This is a genomic window from Aurantimonas coralicida DSM 14790 (assembly GCF_000421645.1).
GTDB classification, from domain to species: Bacteria; Pseudomonadota; Alphaproteobacteria; order Rhizobiales; family Rhizobiaceae; genus Aurantimonas; species Aurantimonas coralicida.
Window position 1 is genome coordinate 809189 of sequence record NZ_ATXK01000002.1, and the last position, 19848, is coordinate 829036.

Sequence of the window (19848 nt, forward strand, 5' to 3'; positions counted from 1 at the left end):
CGGCCCGAAATCGCGATAGTGTGCACCCCCAACTCGCTACCATCGCTGGTCCCGACCGGGCTTTCAGTCGAGCGGTATTATGTCCCCGAAGAAGTCCTCGTCGGTAGCCGCTCGAATTAGGCAGGCGGCGAGTCCCTGACGCTTATCGCGTTGCATCGAGGCATCCACAATACAGGTTGCAGGCAAGCCCACCCACCGGTCATATGCGCTATCGGACCAAAGTCTGATTTTTATCCATACTTTGGTCTCTGATTCTCGCGACCAAAGTAGATGAAAATCGTCGGACCTTCTTCCATATCGCTGAGTTTAGAGCAGGAAGAATATTGCGAAAGGTCGGCGCGGCGGAGTAGAAAATCCGCTTTACCAAAGTGTGCGCCCGCCAAGAGCATAGAAGATGCTCGCAGGTGTTTTTTCTTATTTCCTATAACGTGCAGGCCCAAAGCATAGGTTTATGCTCTTGGCTGTCCCGTCAATATTTTGCTTTGATCGCGCGTGCATCAGCCGCGTATCGGGAGTTGGAACCATGGCCGCTTTCACAATCAATCAAGCTGATCTCTCGTTTATCCTCTATCAGATCAAAGTGGCGGAAGCTCACGCGGCCGGTATCCCGCTCACGGAACTTCGCGTGACACCGGAAGGCAACCTGATTTCCGATCGTCTCGAGTATCACGCTGACACCGGCGTATATCTCGGCGATCCTGCAACTCCCAAGGCTATTCCGGATCCGCATGTGCCAGTCGGCTTGCGTACCGTGGATGGAAGCAGCAACAACATCTTGCCCGGTCGCGAAAGTTGGGGCGCAGCCGACCAGCCGATGCCGCGCCTCCTGATCCCACGCTATAACAATGATGCCGATGGCGACAGTTTCGACCCTGACGGTCCCTTCGGTCCCGCGCCAAGCGTTACGAATACCAACTACAACAACAGCGGCAGCGTCGCCGATGCCGATCCACGCATTATCTCAAATCTGGTGGTAGACCAGTCGTTTGGCAATCCAGCCGCAATTATCGCGGCATTGACGTTCGCTGGCTCCGAAGACGTCATGGGCGACCTGCAGCGATTGATTGAAGCTCGCGTGACACCAGAAGCGGCGGATGCTGCGGTCATCATGGCGGATGATGCACTGGCAGCGGCGTACCTTGCGCTAGACGAGGCCGTGAATGCCTATGTTGCCGGAAATCCAGACAGTATCGACGCTATCCAGGTCGCGGCTGAAGCGGTAACTTTCGCCGAAGCGGCGCTCGAACATGCGACCGCTGTCGCTGAGGACCCGGCCGCGGCGTTCCTGGCGGTGGCTGCCGAGCTAGGGCTGGAAGTGACCAACGGCTCGCTGGTTATCCCCAACGTCGCTGCTGACGAAGGCCTTTCGGCGCCGTTCAACGCTTGGATGACGTTCTTTGGCCAGTTCTTTGACCACGGTCTCGACCTCATCACTAAGGGCGGCAACGGCACAATCTATGTTCCGTTGCAGCACGACGATCCGCTCTTCGACAAGGGCGCGGATGGGATCGCCGGAACGGCCGACGACGGCCACGCCAACTTCATGGTGCTGACGCGAGCCACAAACGTGGACGGTACACAGGTCAACACAACGACGCCATTTGTCGACCAGAACCAGACCTACACGTCGCATTCGTCACACCAGGTCTTCCTACGCGAGTACCAGACCGTCGGCGGCCGAACAGTTTCAACCGGCAATCTTCTGGACGGCGCCAATGGGGGGCTACCAACTTGGTCCGACATCAAAGTGCAGGCGGCGAGTATGCTTGGCATCCAATTGACGGACGCCGACGTGTTCAACGTCCCGTTGCTGCGCACCGACCCTTATGGCAATTTCATTCCGAATCCGACGACGGGCTATGCGCAAGTCATCGTCAATATCGGTCCGGATGGCATACCGAACACCCTTGATGATGTTGTCGTCAGCGGCACCAGTGTTAGCCCGTTGAACATTGCCGCCTTGAATAGCGGCATGGGTCCGGTTCGCACAAATCATGCTTTCCTGGATGACATTGCGCACAACGCAGTTCCCGTCATCGTCAACGGTGTATTGGTTCCCGACGGGGACGGCGATACGGGCAATGCTGTCGCTTTCAATCCGCAAAACGGTCGAAACCTGGAATACGACAACGAGCTGCTCGACCGCCACTTCATCACCGGAGACGGTCGCGGCAACGAGAATATCGGCCTCACCGCAGTTCATCACATTTTCCACTCGGAACACAATCGTCAGGTCGATTCGCAGAAGCTGACGATTCTGCAAAGCGGCGATCTTGCCTTCGTGAACGAGTGGTTCGCCGGCGACATCGACGGTGTGACCCTCGCGGCTTTTAACGCTGGCTACGCTACGGCGCCCAACAAGGGTGCCTACCTCGCCGAAAACGCTTTGTTCCATAGCGGAGACTGGGACGGCGAGCGTCTGTTCCAAGCGGCTCGCTTCGCCACGGAGATGCAGTACCAGCATCTCGTGTTTGAGGAGTTCGCCCGCAAGATCCAGCCAAATATCGACGTATTCGTCTTCAACTCGGTCACCGATGTCGACCCGGCGATCTTCTCTGAGTTCGCTAACACGGTCTATCGGTTCGGTCATTCCATGCTGACCGAGAGCATGCCGCGGCTGTTCGCGGACGGCTCAGCGGATGACATGGGTCTGATTGCTTCATTCCTTAATCCGGTCGCCTTCGACCTGGACGGGACCGTCCATGCCGATGTCGGGGCTGGCGCTATCGTGCGGGGCATGACTATCGAACGGGGCAACGAGATCGACGAGTTCGTCGTCGGCGCACTGCGAAACAGCCTGCTGGGCCTGCCGCTCGACTTGGCAGCGATCAATATTGCCCGAGGCCGCGATACCGGCGTCCCGACGCTGAACGACGCCCGCGGACAACTCTATGCGGCCAGTGGCTCGAGTTTCCTCAAGCCCTACGACCACTGGGCCGATTTCGCGGCGAACCTCAAGAACCCGGCTTCGATCGTGAACTTCATTGCTGCCTATGGCATGCATCAGTCCATCACCACTGCGACGACGCTTGAGGCCAAGCGGGATGCGGCGATGGAACTGGTGTTCGGTCTCGACCAGAATGGCGACAATTCGGTTCCTGTCGATCGGATCGCCTTCCTAACCGGAACAGACTACGGCGGCGACACCGATCCCCTTAAGGATTGGGCGGGGCGTGAGACCGGGCTCAACCTGGTGGATCTCTGGATCGGCGGCCTCGCCGAAAAGAAAATGCCCTTCGGCGGCATGCTCGGCTCGACCTTCAATGCGATCTTCGAGCTGCAACTCGAGAACCTGCAGGATGGCGATCGGTTCTACTACCTGACCCGAACTCAGGGTCAGAACATGCTGAACGCGCTGGAGCAGAACGCCTTCGCCAAGATGATCTTGGCCAACACGGACCTCGCCGATCCCGGCGCGGACGGCATCCGCGGAACCGCCGACGATATCGTGTCGCGCCATATCGGTATTGATGCCTTTGCCACCTATGATCACGTCCTCGAGGTCAACGTCCTCAATCAGGTCGACTATGATCCAGATAACCTTAGTGCGTCCGGGAGGGATCCTACTGGTAACGATCCGTTCCTGGAGGCCATGGGTCTCGGCAAGGTCGTACGTGTCGATCCGACCGGACAAGTCACTCAAAACTACATCCGCGTCTTTGGCGGCGAGCACACGGTCATAGGGGGCACAAACGGCAACGACACCATTATCGCCGACTTCGGTGACGATGCCATCTGGGGCGACGCGGGCGACGACCGCATTGAGGCTGGTGCTGGCGTTGATCTCGTCAATGGCGGTGCGGGCAACGACATCATCACCGACTCCGGTGACTCGGGTGACTTCTTGAAGGGTGACGAAGGCGACGACGTCATCGCCAACTCGAACGGACTCGACATTTTGATGGGCGGTTCCGGCAAGGACGTGTTCTTCGTCGGCGTCGATGCGACCGAAGTGTTTGGCGGTGAAGGAGACGATTTCATCCTCGGTGGGGACGATGCCGACTTCCTGCTCGGCAATGAAGGTGACGACTGGATTGAGGGAGGCGGCGGCTTCGACACCACGGCCGGCGATAATTCGGAGTTGTTCTTCAACTCTGCCATCAAAGGCCACGACGTAATGTTCGCCGGCAATGACGAACATGATTTCGACGCCGAATCCGGCGACGACATCATGGTCCAGGGCGAAAGCGTCATGCGCAACGAGGGCATGTTCGGCTTCGACTGGTCAATCTTCAAGGGTGTTTCCTTCGGGGCGAATGCCGATCTACGCGTGCCGATCTTCACGACGGAGCAGGCCGACATTCTGCGCAATCGTTTCGACAAGGTCGAAGCGCTTTCGGGCTGGAACCATGACGATATTCTGCGCGGCGACGACCGTGTCCGGAATCTGGACGGCGCCACGACTGTCGGCACCGCCGAAGGCGTTTTCTTCCAAGACGAACTCACCCAAGCCGGTGTCGATAGGATCGACGGGTTGCGGAACTTGCTAGGCAATCTGATCGATGATGCCTTGCCAGGAGATCGCGAAGCGCAGATCGCTTTTGACGGTGGCAACATTCTCCTTGGCGGCGGTGGCAGCGATCTCCTCCAAGGGAATGGTGGTGATGACGTCCTGGACGGCGATGCCTGGCTGAACGTGCGCATCCGCATCACCGGAAAAGATCAAAGCGGGCAGGGAACCGAGGACACCGCAGCTAACCAGATAGCCTCAGTTGATAGCCTGAGACACGTGTTCACGGCTCTGGATGCCGGTGATCCGAGCTGGGTCGGCAAGAGCCTGTTCGAGCTGATGATTTCCCGGACAATAGTGCCCAGCCAAATGCACATCGTTCGTGAGATCATTGTGGATAATGGCGTCGGCGATGTTGATGTCGCGGTCTTCAACGACGTGCGCGCAAATTACACGATTGCGTATAATGACGACGGCACTGTAACGGTCACGCAGAACGCCGTGACCGTTGGCGCCATCGATCCGCTGACCGGACGCAACCTCGTCTCGGATGGCACCGACACACTGCGCAATATCGAGCGGCTTCGCTTTTCGGACGTTGAAATCAACGTCAACGCACCGGCGACTGGCGCGCTTGGGGTTAGCGACCTGACGCCGACCGAGGGGCAGTCGCTGTCCGTCACCAACCTTGCCTCAATAATTGACCCGGACGGACTTGGCGCGTTCTCCTATCAATGGCAACAATCCGCGAACGGCACGACCTGGACGAACATTGCAGGCGCCACTGCCGCTGCATTCACCCCTCAGGATCTCCCCTCGATCTTGGCTGGGGCTCAACTCGGCCTTCAGCTCCGGGTGGCGGTCACTTTTACAGATGGTGGCGGAACCGTGGAAACCCTGTTCTCGCAGCCGACCGGACCGACCGGCGCGAACTGGGATGGCATCGCCCTCGGCAACAACACCTTCAACGGCACGGCAGGCGACGACATCGCTGACGGCGTCAGCCCGTTCCTGGGTTTCATCGGCGGCAACGACACACTGAACGGCAACGCCGGCAACGACATCCTTTCCGGCGATGGCGGCAACGACACGCTGAACGGCGGCGCGGGCAACGACACGCTTAACGGCGGCGGGGGCACCGACACGGCGGTCTTTGCGGGCGATGTGGGCAACTTCAACTTTGCCCAGTCCGGTGCCAACATCATCGTGACGGATCTGACCGGGGCGGAGGGCGTCGATACGCTCAACAGCATTGAGACGCTCCGTTTCGCCGGCACCAATTACACGTTCGTCCAAGGCACCGCCGCCAACAACACGAACCTCAATGGCGTCAATGGCGCAGCCGGCTCCCAGATCGTTTTCGGCTGGGCCGGCACCGATAGCATCAACGGTGGTGTGGGCAACGACATCCTCGTCGGTGGCGCCGGCAACGACACGCTCAACGGCAATGCCGGCAACGACACCTTCCTGTGGCGTGTCGGCGACGGGCGCGACATCATCAACGGCGACACTGCAGCTGCAAACATCGCGGGAACGACGGATACGGTCCACATCGCAGGGGACGGGACTGCCGAGCAGTATACGATACATTCACGCGACGCGTGGCTCGCGATCGGCGGAAATCTGACCAGTCAGATCAATGGGAACACCGAGATCGTCATCACGCGCAACGGGACCGACACTACTTCGGTCGTCGCCGAACTCAACAACATCGAGGAGATCGTGATCAATGGTCACGGCGGCGGCGATACGTTCACGACCAACGGAACGTTCGCCGGCACCAGCCTGTCGACCAGCACGATCACCATCAATGGCGGCGCTGGCAACGACACCGTCGACATCTCAGGTCTGCTGTCCGCGCACCGCATCGTCTTCCGCTCCAACGGCGGCGACGACACGATCGTCGGCACGCTGCGTCCACAAGATGTGATCGAGCTGACGCCCGGCACCAAGCTCGCCGACTATGTGCCGAGCGACAATGGCGACGGCACTACCACTTACTCTGACGGCACAAACTCGATCACCTTCGCTACTGCCGGCACGCCTGTCATCCAGGACACCCAGCCGCGCTTGGTTAATGACGAGGGCGTCTCCGGCGCCTTCGAGTACTCGCAGAGCGACATTGCCGGCCTCAAGGCCCTGGTCAACGGGCTGCAGCCTGGACAGACTGGTGACGATGGAGTGCCGACGGGTTTCCGCGAACTCAGCGGCTACAACAACAACGAAGCCAACGCCGGCTGGGGCGCTGCCGACCAGTCCTTCATCCGCATCACCAACTCGCATTACGGCGCCCCGGATACGGACGGCAACCGGGCGATCAACCCGATCTTCCAGGGGCTCGACCCGCGCACCATCTCCAACATCCTCGGTGACCAGGAGGCGGGCCTGCCGAAGGCCGGAAACGACGCCAACATCTTCTTCATGTCAATGGGCCAGTACATCGATCATGGGTTGGACTTCCTGCCCAAGGGCGGCAACGGCACGATCGCGATCGGCGGCCCCGGCGGCGGCGACCCGTTCTCCGGCAATCCGGCGGACCTGACGCGCGGCACGGTCATCGGCTTCGACGCCGACGGCAATCCGCTGCACAAGAACCAGACGTCTCCCTATGTCGACCAGAACCAAGCCTATGGCTCGAACAGTCTGGTCGGCCAGTTCCTCCGCGAAAGCGATGGCAATCAGGGCCACGGCATGCGGCTGTTCTCGGGTGCGCCGGATCCGTCGAATCCGGAATTCAACCTGCTGCCGACGCTGCGCGAGCTGATCCAGCATCATTGGTACGCAGATACGATCTTCACCGACCCCGGCTTGCCGGGCGGCCAGATCGGCTTCCGGGCCTACTACACCAACTACGCGATCGACGCGGAAACCACCGGAACGCTCTTCAATGACGAGGCAGGAGCCTTCGATCCGGGGGTTGTCAGCAAGGTGATCTCGAACTTTATGGGGTCCGGCCACCCACTGCTGCTAGACGCCAACCCCTTCATCAACGTGCTTGACCATTACGTGGCAGGCGACGGACGGGCGAACGAGAATTACGGGCTGACGGCCATCCACACGATCTGGGCCCGTAACCACAATCATCACGTGGATGGTCTGCTGGCCGCCGGCTTCGAAGGAACGCCTGAAGAAGTCTTCCAAGCCGCAAAAATGATCAACGAGGCCGAGTACCAGCGGGTGGTGTTCGACGAGTATCTCGAGACGCTGCTGGGCGGGCTGCGCAGTGAGGGCACACACGGCTTCGAGGAATACGACCCCAATGCGAATGCTGCGATCTCACACGAGTTCGCTGCCGCGGCCTTCCGCTTCGGCCACTCGTTGATCGGGCAGAAGCTGACGGTGATCGACGCCGACGGGAATCCGGTCGAGGTCAACCTGTTCGATGCCTTCCTCAACCCGAGCAATGCCGCGGGCGTGTTCAACGGGCCGCTGCCTCCGGGATACGTTCCGCAGCCGGGATATGCCCAGCATGGCGTCAGCGCCATAGTCGGTGGGCAGGTTCGCCAGCCCTCCGAGGACGTGGACTTCAACATCGTTGACGCGGTCCGCAACGACCTGGTTCGCATCAGTGCTGATCTGTTCGCTTTCAACGTGGCCCGAGGCTGGGACGTCGGTCTCGGCACGCTCAACCAGATCCGGATGGATCTGGCCGCGTCGACCGATCCTTATGTCAGCGAGGCGGTGGGCTTTGCCGGTGGCGATCTTTCGGCCTACACGTCCTGGGCGGATTTCCAGACGCGAAACGGGCTCAGCAATGCCGTCATCGCGCAGTTCATGGAAGCCTATCCGGACCTGGTGCTCGCGGCGGAGGACTTCGACGCGTTCAAGGCGATCAATCCGGACATCGCCATCGCTTTGCAGTCGGACGGCACAGGCATCGTGAAGGGGATCGACCGCGTCGACTTCTGGGTCGGTGGCCTTGCCGAGAAGCACATCAATGACGGCATCGTCGGCCAGACCTTCTGGGTGGTGCTAAGCGAGCAGTTCGAGCGCCTGCAAGATGCGGATCGCTTCTACTACATCTCGCGCTTCGACGACTTTGATTTCTATGAGAACTTCATCGACGGCCAAGAGTTTGCCGACATCGTCGCCCGAAATACCGGCATGACTGACCTGCCGGAGCACATGTTCCGGACCGACGACGAAGACGATACCGACGACAACGCCGTGGAGGACAACGACGATGACGATGACACCGTCGACGATGATGACACCGTCGACGATGACGACACCGTCGATGACGACGACACGGTCGACGACGACGATACGGTCGGCGGCGACGACGACGGTGACACGGTCGACGACGATGACGATACGCCGACACCCCCACCGGTGCCGTCGGTTGTGGCAGGTCTGGTGCTGACGGGGACGGCAGCGGCGGACGTGATGATGGGCAGTGCCGAGGCCGACGTCTTCAGCGGCGGCGACGGCGACGACATTCTCCTTGGCGGCCTCGGCGACGACACGCTGATGGGCGGAGCGGGCAGCGACCTGATCAAGGGAGACGCCGGCCGCGACATGATCTTCGGCGGCGCTGGCGAAGATGTCCTGCTCGGCGGTGCCGGCAACGACATGATCTTCGGCGATGCTGGCGACGACCGGATGTTCGGCGACGACGGCGACGACATGCTGGAAGGCGGTGGCGGCTCCGACACGGTCTATGGCGGGGCGGGCAACGACCGCTTCATTGCCCGCCAGGGTGACGGCGACGACATCTACTGGGGCGATGCGGGCAACGATACGCTGGACTATGCCGCGATCACGGCAAATCTAAAGGTCGATCTTGGCAACGGCACGATGCAGCATGGCAGCGTCTTCAGCAGCCAGAGCGGTTACGACGCCATCTTCGGGTTCGAGAACGTCATCGGCGGTGCGGGCAATGACGAGATCATCGCCAGCTCGGTGGTGAACGTCATGGATGGCGGTGGCGGTAACGACACCTTCGTCTTCCGAACGGCGGCCGATGCCGATGGTGATTGGATCAACGGCTTCGCTAGTGGTGACAAGATCGATCTGAGCGGCATGGCAAGTCCAGGTGGCTTCACCCTAGCTACAACGTCGCTCACCGGCGCCGGCCAGGTGCTTGTCACGCATCTGACGGGGGATGACGGGGAAGCCCTCACCCGGATCCAAGGCAATGTGTCCGATGGAGCCGGGGCCGACTTCACCCTCGATGTCGCGGGTCGTCACCTGACCCAGTCGGACTTCATCGGCGTCGCCTGATGAGCGCTCGGCGGGGGCGTCAGCTCCCGCCACCTCAGCTTTCCGATCATCGCTTCCATTCAAGGGGACGGCTCTCATGGGCACTCAACGACGCCGCCAGCGCCCCAATCCGACGACCATGTCGGAGCGCATCGGCAACTATCGCGGTCTGGCAATCTTCCTGCTCCTCCTCTCGGGGGTGATCAATGTCCTCGCCCTGACCGGTGCCTTCTACATGCTGCAGATCTACGATCGTGCACTGACCAGCGGCAGCGTTCCAACGCTGGTGGCGTTGTCGGTCCTGGCGATTGGCCTGTATCTCTTCCAGGGCATGTTCGACGTGCTGCGTTCCCAAATTCTGGTGCGGTTTGGTGCTCGCATGGACGCCAGGCTGGCTCCGATCACCCACCAGGTCGTGATCGAGATGCCGCGCTACGGGTACTCGACGTCAGAGGCGCTGGAGCGCGGTCGCGACGTTGATACGGTACGCGGCTTCGTTGCCAGCCAGGCACCGATCGCACTGTTTGATCTGCCGTGGATGCCGCTGTTCATCGGTTTCGTCTACCTGCTGCATCCGATGCTGGGTCTCTTGACCATCGGCGGTGCCATCGTTCTCATCGCGTTGACCGTCATCACCGAGGTCCTGACCAAACGCAGCAGCACGGAGATGAACCGTGCCGCGGTGCAGCGCGCCAACCTTGCCGATTCCCATGCTCGCAACGCCGATATCCTGCGAGCAATGGGCTTTGGCGGTCGGGCTGTTGCACGGTTCGAGGAGGCCAATGCCCGCCATCTCGATCTGCAGACCCAGACCAGCGACATCAGCGGCTCGTTCAGTGGCCTGTCGAAAGTGCTGCGCATGATGCTGCAATCGGCGCTTCTGGGCCTTGGCGCGTATCTGACGATCCAGGGCGAGCTCACAGCTGGTGCGATCATCGCCTGCTCGGTAGCTTCCGCCCGGGCTCTGGCGCCGGTGGACCTGGCTATCGGCAACTGGAAAGGCGTCGTTGCCGCCCGTCGCAGCTTTGCGAGACTGAAGGAAACGCTGGCGGCCATGGATGACGATTCCCGTCTCCTCGACCTGCCGGCCCCAACCCAGTCCCTGAAGCTTGAGAATGCAACCGTGGTCGCTCCCAGCACCGGCACTGTACTGCTCAGCGATGTCAGCTTCGAGCTCAAGGCCGGACAGGCGCTGGGTCTGATCGGGCCCAGCGGCGGCGGCAAGACATCGCTCGCCAAAGGCATCGTCGGGGTCTGGCCGCTGCTGCGAGGCAGCGTCAGGCTCGACGACGCTGAGCTCGGTCAATGGCGGACGGACAGGCTTGGTATCCATATTGGCTATCTGCCGCAGGACGTGTCGCTGCTCGACGGTTCGATTGCCGAGAACATTGGCCGCTTCGATCCGGAGGCCGATGCCCGCAAGATCGTCCACGCGGCGCGGGCGGCAGGGGTCCACGAGATGATCGTGAGACTGGAAGGCGGTTATCAGACTGAGCTGGGACCGCATGGTATCGCGCTGTCTGCTGGACAGCGCCAGCGCATTGGTCTGGCACGGGCTCTCTACGGCGATCCCTTCCTGGTGGTTCTGGACGAGCCAAATTCCAATCTGGATGCCGAAGGCGAAGCGGCTCTGACCGAGGCGCTGACCAACCTGCGTGCTCGCGGTGGTATCGCCATCGTCGTTGCGCACCGTCCCAGTGCTCTGGCTGCCGTCGACATGGTCGGGGTGATCCAGGCGGGCAAGCTTGTCGGCTTCGGCCCGAAGGAGGAGATCCTGCGCGAGCCGGTTCGTCAGGCGACGCGGCCGATGACAGCTGCCGGCAAGGCATATGCATCCGCTGCGGTCGCTGCGGCATCCAAGGTCTAGGAGGTGGCGGCGATGGAAGACAGGCTGACACTCGGTATACCGGACCAGGACGCGGCCAATGCGCCGAAGAAGCGTTTCGAGATCAAGGACAACGCTTCGCGAGTGAACTCCCTGGCCGTGCTGCCACTCTTCGTCGTGGCCTTCGCGGGCATACTCAAACAGATCTTCCAGGACGATGATGAGGAGAAGGAAGCTCCCGGCAACCAGAAGTCCTCACCGCAGCCGAACCAGACCCCGGACGTTCAGGCGACGACGGCTGCCCCCATCGAAGCAGCCGATGCGGCTGCTCTGGATAAGGTTGTCCGGATCTCGGACTACCTCGATGCCATAGCCAAGGGCAGGCCGCTGCCTGCCTTTGACGTGTCGGAGTTTGCGTTCGCGCAAGCGGGGGACGGCCCCTCTCAGGCCGCCTTTGAACGAGCGACGAAGATGGCACCCGCCGATACGACTGGTGCAAATGTCGGTTCCAGACCGTTGGGATCGGGCAATCCGACGGGGACAAATTCGTCGCTGCCGACAGCCAATGATAACCAACCCGTCGTGAGCCTACCGCCCATGAGCGGTCAACCCGACGGACCTGGCCCTGGCGATCACGAAGACCCCGGCGCTCTCGATCCGGACCCGGATCAAACAACACCCGGCGACGAAGATGACGATGACCCGGCGCCGACGAAGACAAACCGTCGTCCGGTTCTCTCCGGCCCGGTCTATCTCGACAACGGGCTGCTTAACCTGTCGGTGATCATCACCATGGGTGAACTGCTTCACGGCGCGAGCGACCCCGACGGCGACACGCTGATCGTGCGTTATCTGGAGGCGGATGGCGGCAGGCTGGAGCGTATCGGTCTTGACCGTTGGCTTTACACGCCTGCAATCGACGAGACCGGAGCGGTGGTCTTCCGTTACCAGGTCAGCGACGGCGACGAAGTCGTCATGCAGACAGCGCATCTGGAAATCCGTCTGCCGGAAACCGAAGCGATCGTCGGCACCGATGGCGACGATATGCTGATCGGCACGCCCTATGCTGACCTGATCGATGGCCGCGGCGGCAACGACATGATCTACGGCCGCGAGAGCGACGATATCCTTTATGGCGGCGACGGTAACGATCGGCTGGTCGGAGGCGCCGGCAACGACATTCTATGGGGCGGCCGCGGCAATGACATCCTGTTCGGCGGCGAGGGCGATGACACGCTGTTTGGCGAACAGGGCGACGACCTTCTTTATGGCGATGCCGGCAACGACATCATCTTCGGTGGCGACGGCAACGACGAAGCCCACGGGGGAGACGGCAACGACTACATCGACGGCGGCGTCGGAAACGATCGGCTCTTTGGCGAAGACGGCGTTGACGTCATCCATGGGGGCGACGGCGACGATCATATCGAGGGCGGGGCTGGAGCCGACGTCCTCATCGGTGGTGTGGGCGCCGATATCATTCTCGGCGGTGCCGATGACGACGTCCTTCAAGGCGATGATGGTAGTGACCAGCTCTTCGGCGGCACCGGCGATGACGAGTTGCATGGTGGTGGCGGCAATGACGCACTCGATGGAGGCGAGGGCGACGACGTCCTCCATGGCGACGACGGCGACGACACAATGTTCGGCGCGAGTGGCAACGACGTGCTGCATGGCGGTGCCGGCAACGACGCAATCGACGGAGGCGAGGGCGACGACGTCCTTCACGGCGATGACGGCGACGACGTTCTTCATGGCGCCGCAGGCAACGACACGCTCGATGGCGGCGACGGAAACGATCACCTCGTCGGCGGCGACGGCGACGACATGCTATTCGATGGTGCCGGCGTCGACATCCTCGAGGGCAGCGCCGGGGACGATTGCATCATTCTTGTCGCCGATGGCGCCATCGACACCGTCTATGGCGGTGGCGGCAACGACACGCTGGACTTATCCCAAATCATCTTCGACGCGACGATCGACTTGCCTGATGGATGGGTGACGATCGACGGCACCCGCGAGGCTCGTCTCTTCGAGATCGAGAACATCCGCGGCGGTCGTGGAAATGATCGGCTCGTTGCCGACGATGAGGTCAACATCATGGTCGGCGGTGCGGGTAACGACATCTTCGTGTTCCGCTCCCTTGACGCCTTGACCAACGAGGGCGGGCCTCGCGACCATATCCAGGACTTCTCGGTTGGCGACCGTATCGACCTGTCGCGTCTCGGTCGGGACCTCGACGACTTCGCTGCGCAAAAGCTGTTCTTTGCCGGCGCCGCTTCGTCGACGACCGCGGAGATCGGCGCAGTGACCTATCGTCACCAGCTTATCTCCGACGAGACCGGCGACCAGGACATCACCATTGTGGGCGGTAATCTCGACGAAGATTCCGAGATGGAATTCGAGCTCGTCCTGCATGGTCGGCATTTGCTGACCGAACAGGATTTTATCCTGGCTGGCCGCGACGACGGTTGAAGCCGACAGCCGCGATCGCCGACGCAATAATCCTTGGAGGAGCATGAGATGAGTGGCACGCAAAAGGCCCAGGAAAGCGAGGCGACGCAGGCCGGACAGCGCTTCGGCATTCGCTCGCGGATTATCACGTCAGGCCTGCTGGCGACTGCCCTGATCGTGGGATGCGGTGGCTGGGCGGCCCAAGCCAGCCTCTCCGGAGCGATTATTGCCCAAGGCAAGGTCACGGTGAAGAAGCAGGTCAAGCAGATTCAGCATCGCGACGGCGGGATTGTCGGGGCGATCCTCGTGGCGAATGGCGACGTGGTTGAAGCCGGCGAAGTCCTGATCAGGCTCGACGAGACCCAGACCAAAGCAGAGCTCGGCGTGATCTCCTCCCAGTTGTCGGAACTGATCGGCCGGCAAGCACGGTTGCGCGCCGAACGCGACGGAGCTGATGATGTCCTGTTCGACCAGCTCTTCGAAACGGCCGCTGTGACAGCTGCAATCGCAGAGGGCGAGCGCCGGTTGTTCAGTGACAACCGAGCCACCCGCGACGCCCAGCGCGATCAGTTGCAGTCCCAGATTGAGCAGTACGGCGAGCAAGTCCGGGGGCTGGAATCGCAACGGGAATCCAACGCCTTGGAGCGCCAGATGATTGCTGAGGATCTGGCCCGTCTGGCTCCACTGGTAAAGCGGAAGCTGGTCGAGAGTACCCGGACCCGCACTATGGAACGTGATCTTGCAAAGATCGACGGTTTGAAGGGGGAGATCGAAGCGAACATTGCACGGGTCAAAGGGCAAATCAGCGAAGCCCGAATGAAAATCATTGAATTGGATCAACAGACCCGAACTGACGCGCAGCGCGAACTCAGAGACGTCGACGCCCGCGTGGCCGAATTGTCTGAACGGATCGTGGCTGCCCGTGATCGCCTCTCGCGAATGGATTTGCGCGCACCAATTGCTGGGTTCGTCAACGATCTGAAGGTACACACGGTCGATGGCGTCATCTCGCCAGGCGAGACAGTGATGGGGATCGTGCCGGAAGGCGAGGAACTCGTCGTGGAAGCCAGGCTGTCGCCGATCGACATTGACCAGGTTAGCGTGGGCCAAGACGTAAAGCTGCGCTTCTCCGCCTTCAACCAGCGCACTACGCCCGAGATCGACGGCAGAGTTGACATCGTCGGTGCCGCGGCGACACTCGATCCAGCCAGCGGACAGACCTACTACCTTTCCGCTATCGCCATTACCGACGAGGATCGGGGCCTCGGCAAGCAGATCCTCGTTCCAGGTATGCCCGTTGAGGTGTTCCTCAAAACCGGCGAACGCTCGGCACTATCCTATCTGGTCAAGCCATTTACCGACCAGATGATGCGCTCGTTCCGAGAAGAGTAGAAGGGTCGTGAAAGGCATCGTCTGTGCGGATAGATCGAAGTCGGTCTTCTTGCGCATGGATGCGAAATTCAGTGTAAAAAAACGATGACTGCGGCTTGTATAAATCAATCAACGCTCGGGCGCCAGAGAAATTATGGGATCTGTATTGTCAAGAAAACGGGAATTGATTGCAATTCTGTCCGTTTCAGATATAAAAGTGCTGATGATAACTCTCAACGAGGCACAGGATCTAGCCCAGAGGGAATCTGATCTGAAACGACGCATCGAGTTCTCAAGAAGAATTCTGATCACGTCAATAAGGCCATCCGGCCGTGTCAATGTAGCCGCCTGTCGAAAGGTACACTAGGGTACTTCCTTCGATCGATGAATCGAATGTGAAGTGACGGGCAGAGCGGCGTCTGATTCAGATCCCGCTTCGATGGAGGTGGAAGATGGCCAGAGCATTGAGCGAGGATCTACGGTCACGAGTACTGAACGCGTCGTCGGACGGAATGTCTGCAAGCCAGGCGGCCGCCCGGTTTGGGATCGGCATATCGACGGCGATCCGGTCGATCCAAGAGTAGGATAATCAATCACTTACCGCGCGTTATTTTTTGACTGTTATACAGATTGTTATGCGCAAGCAAGCATGGGTGGCCATAGCACCGACTGAGGCCGCGTCTGCTTCGTCATCCGTTCAACTTTGCACTTCCTCTAACACTGCGAGGCGTCGAATCGAATTCCCAATGGCCGCCGCCCCCGAAGTGAGAGGATGGCAACGACGCGTCGCTCGTGAACCTATCCCGCCACAAAGCCAAATTACTCGGTGTTCGTCATGTTGGAGCGCTCCATTTCATGCTTCCAGTGCCGAGTTGAGCGATCGCCCGGTCCGATCGACGCAGCATCCTCGGCGTCACCAGCAATCGCAATCCGAAGCCGCCCAAGCCCGGCAGATCATCTGTAGGCGTCATATGGCCGATGATTTGTTTAATGGGTGGGGTTCAAAGAGGGGTGCATATAGTTTGACGCGAATTAATCGAAAGCGTTACTTTAACGCTTCTTAAAACTGCTCGGACGTGGCATCGCTATCGGCTATTAATGAAACGTTAATGACAGGCTGCGTGGGGGCGTGAGCGTAGGCCGCGACCGGCGCCCAAAGGGGCGTTTGCCTCGGCGAAATATCCGGCCCTACGATGTCAGACGGTATACCCATTCTCTGCGAACGCGTTCATCATGTGTGACGAAAATGCCCCAACGTCGGCATAATGCCTGATTATGGACTCCCTCTTTAATGTTGCAGCATGCTAGGTGACCTAGGGGTCGGATGCTCAGGGAGCATGCGGAGCAGTTTTTGGCTGAGAGGGAAGATTATGGTGAGGAAGATTGGCGTCGTTTGCTGGGCAGTGCTGATTTTCGCTGCTGCGTCAAATACGGCGACAGCCGGCGATCTCGTCTACACGCCGGTGAACCCGTCGTTTGGCGGCAATCCGCTCAATTCCTCGCACCTTTTCGCGATTGCCAACGCTCAGCGTGACGCGACGGCGAGTGATGCCGACGATGGCCTGTCGGGGGGCGGCATCGGCGGCGGCGGCGGCGGAGGAGTGGGCAACAGCCAGGCTGATCTCTTCGTCAGCCAACTTCAGGGGCGGCTACTCTCGGCGCTCGCCTCGCAGGTCACCGAGGCGATCTTCGGCGAGAACCCGCAGGACAGCGGCACCGTAACCTTCGGCGACACGAGCGTTACCTTCTCGCGGACGCTGGATTCGATCCGTTTGACCATCGTGAACGGCGCGGACGGCACAGTGACGGACATCGTCGTTCCGCAACTCGTCACGTCAAGCCTAAATTGATCTGCAGGGGGCCCTGTTCGTCAGAACCCGGTCGTGCATGCCTGAGGGGAAACCATGTTGAGTTGTATCTGCACGCGGGGCGGCCCGCGGCTGGCAGTGATGATCGTCGCCCTAGCTTCGCTTTCCGGCTGCGTGACCCAGGAGGCGTTCACAGATACGCCGCCCGTGATCGCACCGGTGTCGCGGCCCAACGACGATCTCCGTCGCGTGCCACCACCGAGGCAGAAGACCGTCGTCGCGGTCTATGGCTATGAGGATCTGACCGGCCAGTTCAAGGAACGGGAAAACGTCCAGTCGCTATCGCGCGCGGTGACGCAGGGTGGCGCCTCGATGCTGATCCAGGCATTGCAGGACGCCGGCGAGCGGCGCTGGTTCACCGTGCTGGAGCGCGCCGAGCTGGATAACCTCCTGAAGGAGCGCCAGATCATCACGGAGATGCGCCGGCTGTACCGTAACGAGACGCAGCTCGATCCGAAAGTGGTTCCGCCGCTTCTGCATGCCAACATCATCATCGAGGGCGGCATCATCGGCTACGACACCAACATCATGACGGGTGGCGTGGGCGCCGGCTTCCTCGGGATCAGCGCCGACACCAAATACATCCACGACGTCGTGACCGTGACGCTCCGGGCCGTGTCGACGAAGACCGGCGAGGTCCTGACCACGGTGACGGTCCGCAAGGCGGTCGCATCCTATGCCCTCCAAGGCGGCGCCTTCCGCTACGTGAAGATCGACGAGCTCTTCATGGCCGAGGCCGGCGTCACCTACAACGAGCCGAAGCAGATCGCGGTCCAGTCGGCGATCGAGAAGGCCGTCGAGGGGCTCATCGTCGAGGGCGCCGATCTCTCGATCTGGGAGTTCAGCGATCCGGCGGCCGGCCGCGCCTATGTCGAGGCCTACAAGGCGCAGGAGTACGGCGAACAGCTGACTGCGGCGGCCCAGACCCTGCCGCGTCCCGCGACCGAGGCTGCCGCCGATTCCGTGCAGACGGTCCCGGCGGCCCCGGTGCGCGTTTCCCAGCGCTCTGCCCGTCCGGCGAGCTCGCCGGCAGCCGCGCCGCGCGTGGTAACGCAGCCGCCTGCGCAGCAGAATCTGCGGCAGTTGCCCGGTGTTCCGAGCAATGCGCCGATCCAGCGCCAGATCGAGGAACAGGCACCGCGGCAATTGCCGCCTGCACCGGCTCCTGACGAAGACGCGGTCGGATCGAGGGAACCGAGCGAGGCGAACCCGGCACGGGTCGCAGCCAACGTCGGCTGAACCGGCCGGTGAATGGATCAGCCTCCCCTCCGTTGTCCTGTGCCCCACCCGTCGCGCAACGCTTGGCTCAGGTCTCGGCGAAAACGGGAGCTCAGGACAGGATGTCTCATCCTGGGTTGGCGACGCCATTGAAACTGGTGGTGGCGGACGGGCACGCGCTGTTCCGGGCAGGTTTGCGCTATCTCCTGCAGGAGCTGGCGGATGTCGTCGAAGTCCACGAGGCTGCCACTGCCGACGAACTCTGGGAGTTGTTGTCAGCCGGCAGCTACGACCTGATCCTCGTCGACCATCTTCTTGGCGGCCTGGAACACGGGTCGGAGATCGGCAATATTCGCCGCCGCACGGGCGGGGCACCCGTCGCGGTCGTGTCGGGCAAGGACGAGCCCGCAATGATCCGTGCTGCGCTGGATGACGGGGCCGCAGGGTTCATTCCCAAGGATTCTTCGCCGCGCCTGATGATCCAGGCCCTGAACCTCATCCTCGCCGGCGGATTCTATCTGCCGCCGACGATCCTGTCGCTGCTGCCACGGGTGCGGGCCGGCGAGCGCCCCGATCCGCAGCGCGTTTCCCTGACGGCGCGCCAAGAGGAGGTGTGGAACCACCTCGCCAAAGGCGCCTCCAACAAGCAAATTGCCCGCTCGCTCGGCCTTTCCGAAGGCGCCGTGAAGGCGCATGTGGCGGGACTTCTGCGTCTGCATGGCGCGCGCAACCGGACGGAGGCGCTGGTGCGCGCCGGCGCGGTCGGCTGGACGAGTGGCGATGCGCCGTGGCAGCATCGCGGTGATCGCGACGAGACGAATGGAGTGGACGGCGCGGCGAGGCCTGACCGGCGCCTGGGGTCCGACGCCGATCCCGAAGGTTCCAACGTCGGACAGGATTAGCGGTGCTCGCGCGCCAGGTCTCGGTATCTGGCGAGCACCCGGCCATCGCGTGGTGGCAGGTCGCGCCGACGGGCGGGCCACCGGAGCTCTCAGGCGCCGGCGGAGAGCCGATCACCGTTTCGCCAACGACGCCATCCGCAGCCACACCCGGCAAGAAGCCGACGGGTTCGCCGCCTCGTGCGCCCGTCCCCCGGATCGCGTCTGGCACCCGGACCTGACCCGCAGTGCTTCGGGTAGCCATCATTTCCTTAGCACGGAGCTTGTTCGGTCGCCGCCGCAGCGCGCCGCAGCGATCGCTGAATCCTCGTGGGGCGTCATCCGTGTGCACACCGTGAGTTGAGGCGCAACGGCAAATTGGGCCGCATAGCAAGCCGGAAGAATTCGCCGTGACTGGTATCATGCAGAACCCAATCCCATCACAAGAACCTCAGGAAATTCTTGAAATTGATCCGGGATGGGATGCAAAGGCGGTCTTCCACACGACACTTCGTTGAAAAGCCCCGCGCCAAGCTTCGAGGCCGTACTACTGCGTTGAACGACCTGGCCGTTATCCCTGCC

Annotated in this window: 7 protein-coding genes and 1 pseudogene; all 8 read left to right on the forward strand. The window is 61.3% G+C overall.

Annotated features, from left to right (window positions below; all coding sequences use genetic code 11):
* Positions 1 to 523: 523 nt before the first annotated feature.
* Positions 524 to 9673 (forward strand): peroxidase family protein, encoded by a 9150-nt coding sequence (locus H536_RS0108470; protein WP_024350058.1) that lies wholly within the window; start codon positions 524 to 526, stop codon positions 9671 to 9673.
* A 76-nt stretch (positions 9674 to 9749) separates the two neighbouring features.
* Positions 9750 to 11519: a type I secretion system permease/ATPase gene (locus H536_RS0108475; RefSeq protein WP_024350059.1), complete on the forward strand. Its 1770-nt coding sequence runs from the start codon at positions 9750 to 9752 to the stop codon at positions 11517 to 11519.
* A 12-nt stretch (positions 11520 to 11531) separates the two neighbouring features.
* Positions 11532 to 13952 carry a calcium-binding protein gene (locus H536_RS23185; protein WP_024350060.1) on the forward strand — a complete coding sequence of 807 codons (2421 nt, stop codon included), beginning with the start codon at positions 11532 to 11534 and terminating at the stop codon, positions 13950 to 13952.
* Between the two features lie 48 nt (positions 13953 to 14000).
* Entirely contained in the window at positions 14001 to 15323 is a 1323-nt protein-coding gene (locus H536_RS0108485) for an HlyD family type I secretion periplasmic adaptor subunit (protein WP_051141534.1), read from the forward strand.
* 431 nt (positions 15324 to 15754) lie between these two features.
* Positions 15755 to 15877: pseudogene (locus H536_RS23680) on the forward strand (IS630 family transposase); the annotation flags it as partial.
* A 795-nt stretch (positions 15878 to 16672) separates the two neighbouring features.
* Positions 16673 to 17152, forward strand: coding sequence for a curli assembly protein CsgF (locus H536_RS0108490; RefSeq protein WP_024350062.1), 480 nt, complete (start codon positions 16673 to 16675; stop codon positions 17150 to 17152).
* 207 nt (positions 17153 to 17359) lie between these two features.
* Positions 17360 to 18409 (forward strand): CsgG/HfaB family protein, encoded by a 1050-nt coding sequence (locus tag H536_RS0108495; RefSeq protein ID WP_162142651.1) that lies wholly within the window; start codon positions 17360 to 17362, stop codon positions 18407 to 18409.
* A gap of 116 nt (positions 18410 to 18525) precedes the next feature.
* Positions 18526 to 19290: a response regulator transcription factor gene (locus H536_RS0108500; RefSeq protein ID WP_162142652.1), complete on the forward strand. Its 765-nt coding sequence runs from the start codon at positions 18526 to 18528 to the stop codon at positions 19288 to 19290.
* The last annotated feature ends 558 nt before the right edge of the window (positions 19291 to 19848 follow it).

Bases quoted from the DNA above. Each gene is read 5' to 3' on its own strand.
- H536_RS0108485 (WP_051141534.1), top strand. From the start codon at position 14,001: ATGAGTGGCACGCAAAAGGCCCAGGAAAGCGAGGCGACGCAGGCCGGA.
- H536_RS0108475 (WP_024350059.1), top strand. From the start codon at position 9,750: ATGGGCACTCAACGACGCCGCCAGCGCCCCAATCCGACGACCATGTCG.
- H536_RS0108490 (WP_024350062.1), top strand. From the start codon at position 16,673: ATGGTGAGGAAGATTGGCGTCGTTTGCTGGGCAGTGCTGATTTTCGCT.
- H536_RS0108470 (WP_024350058.1), top strand. From the start codon at position 524: ATGGCCGCTTTCACAATCAATCAAGCTGATCTCTCGTTTATCCTCTAT.
- H536_RS23185 (WP_024350060.1), top strand. From the start codon at position 11,532: ATGGAAGACAGGCTGACACTCGGTATACCGGACCAGGACGCGGCCAAT.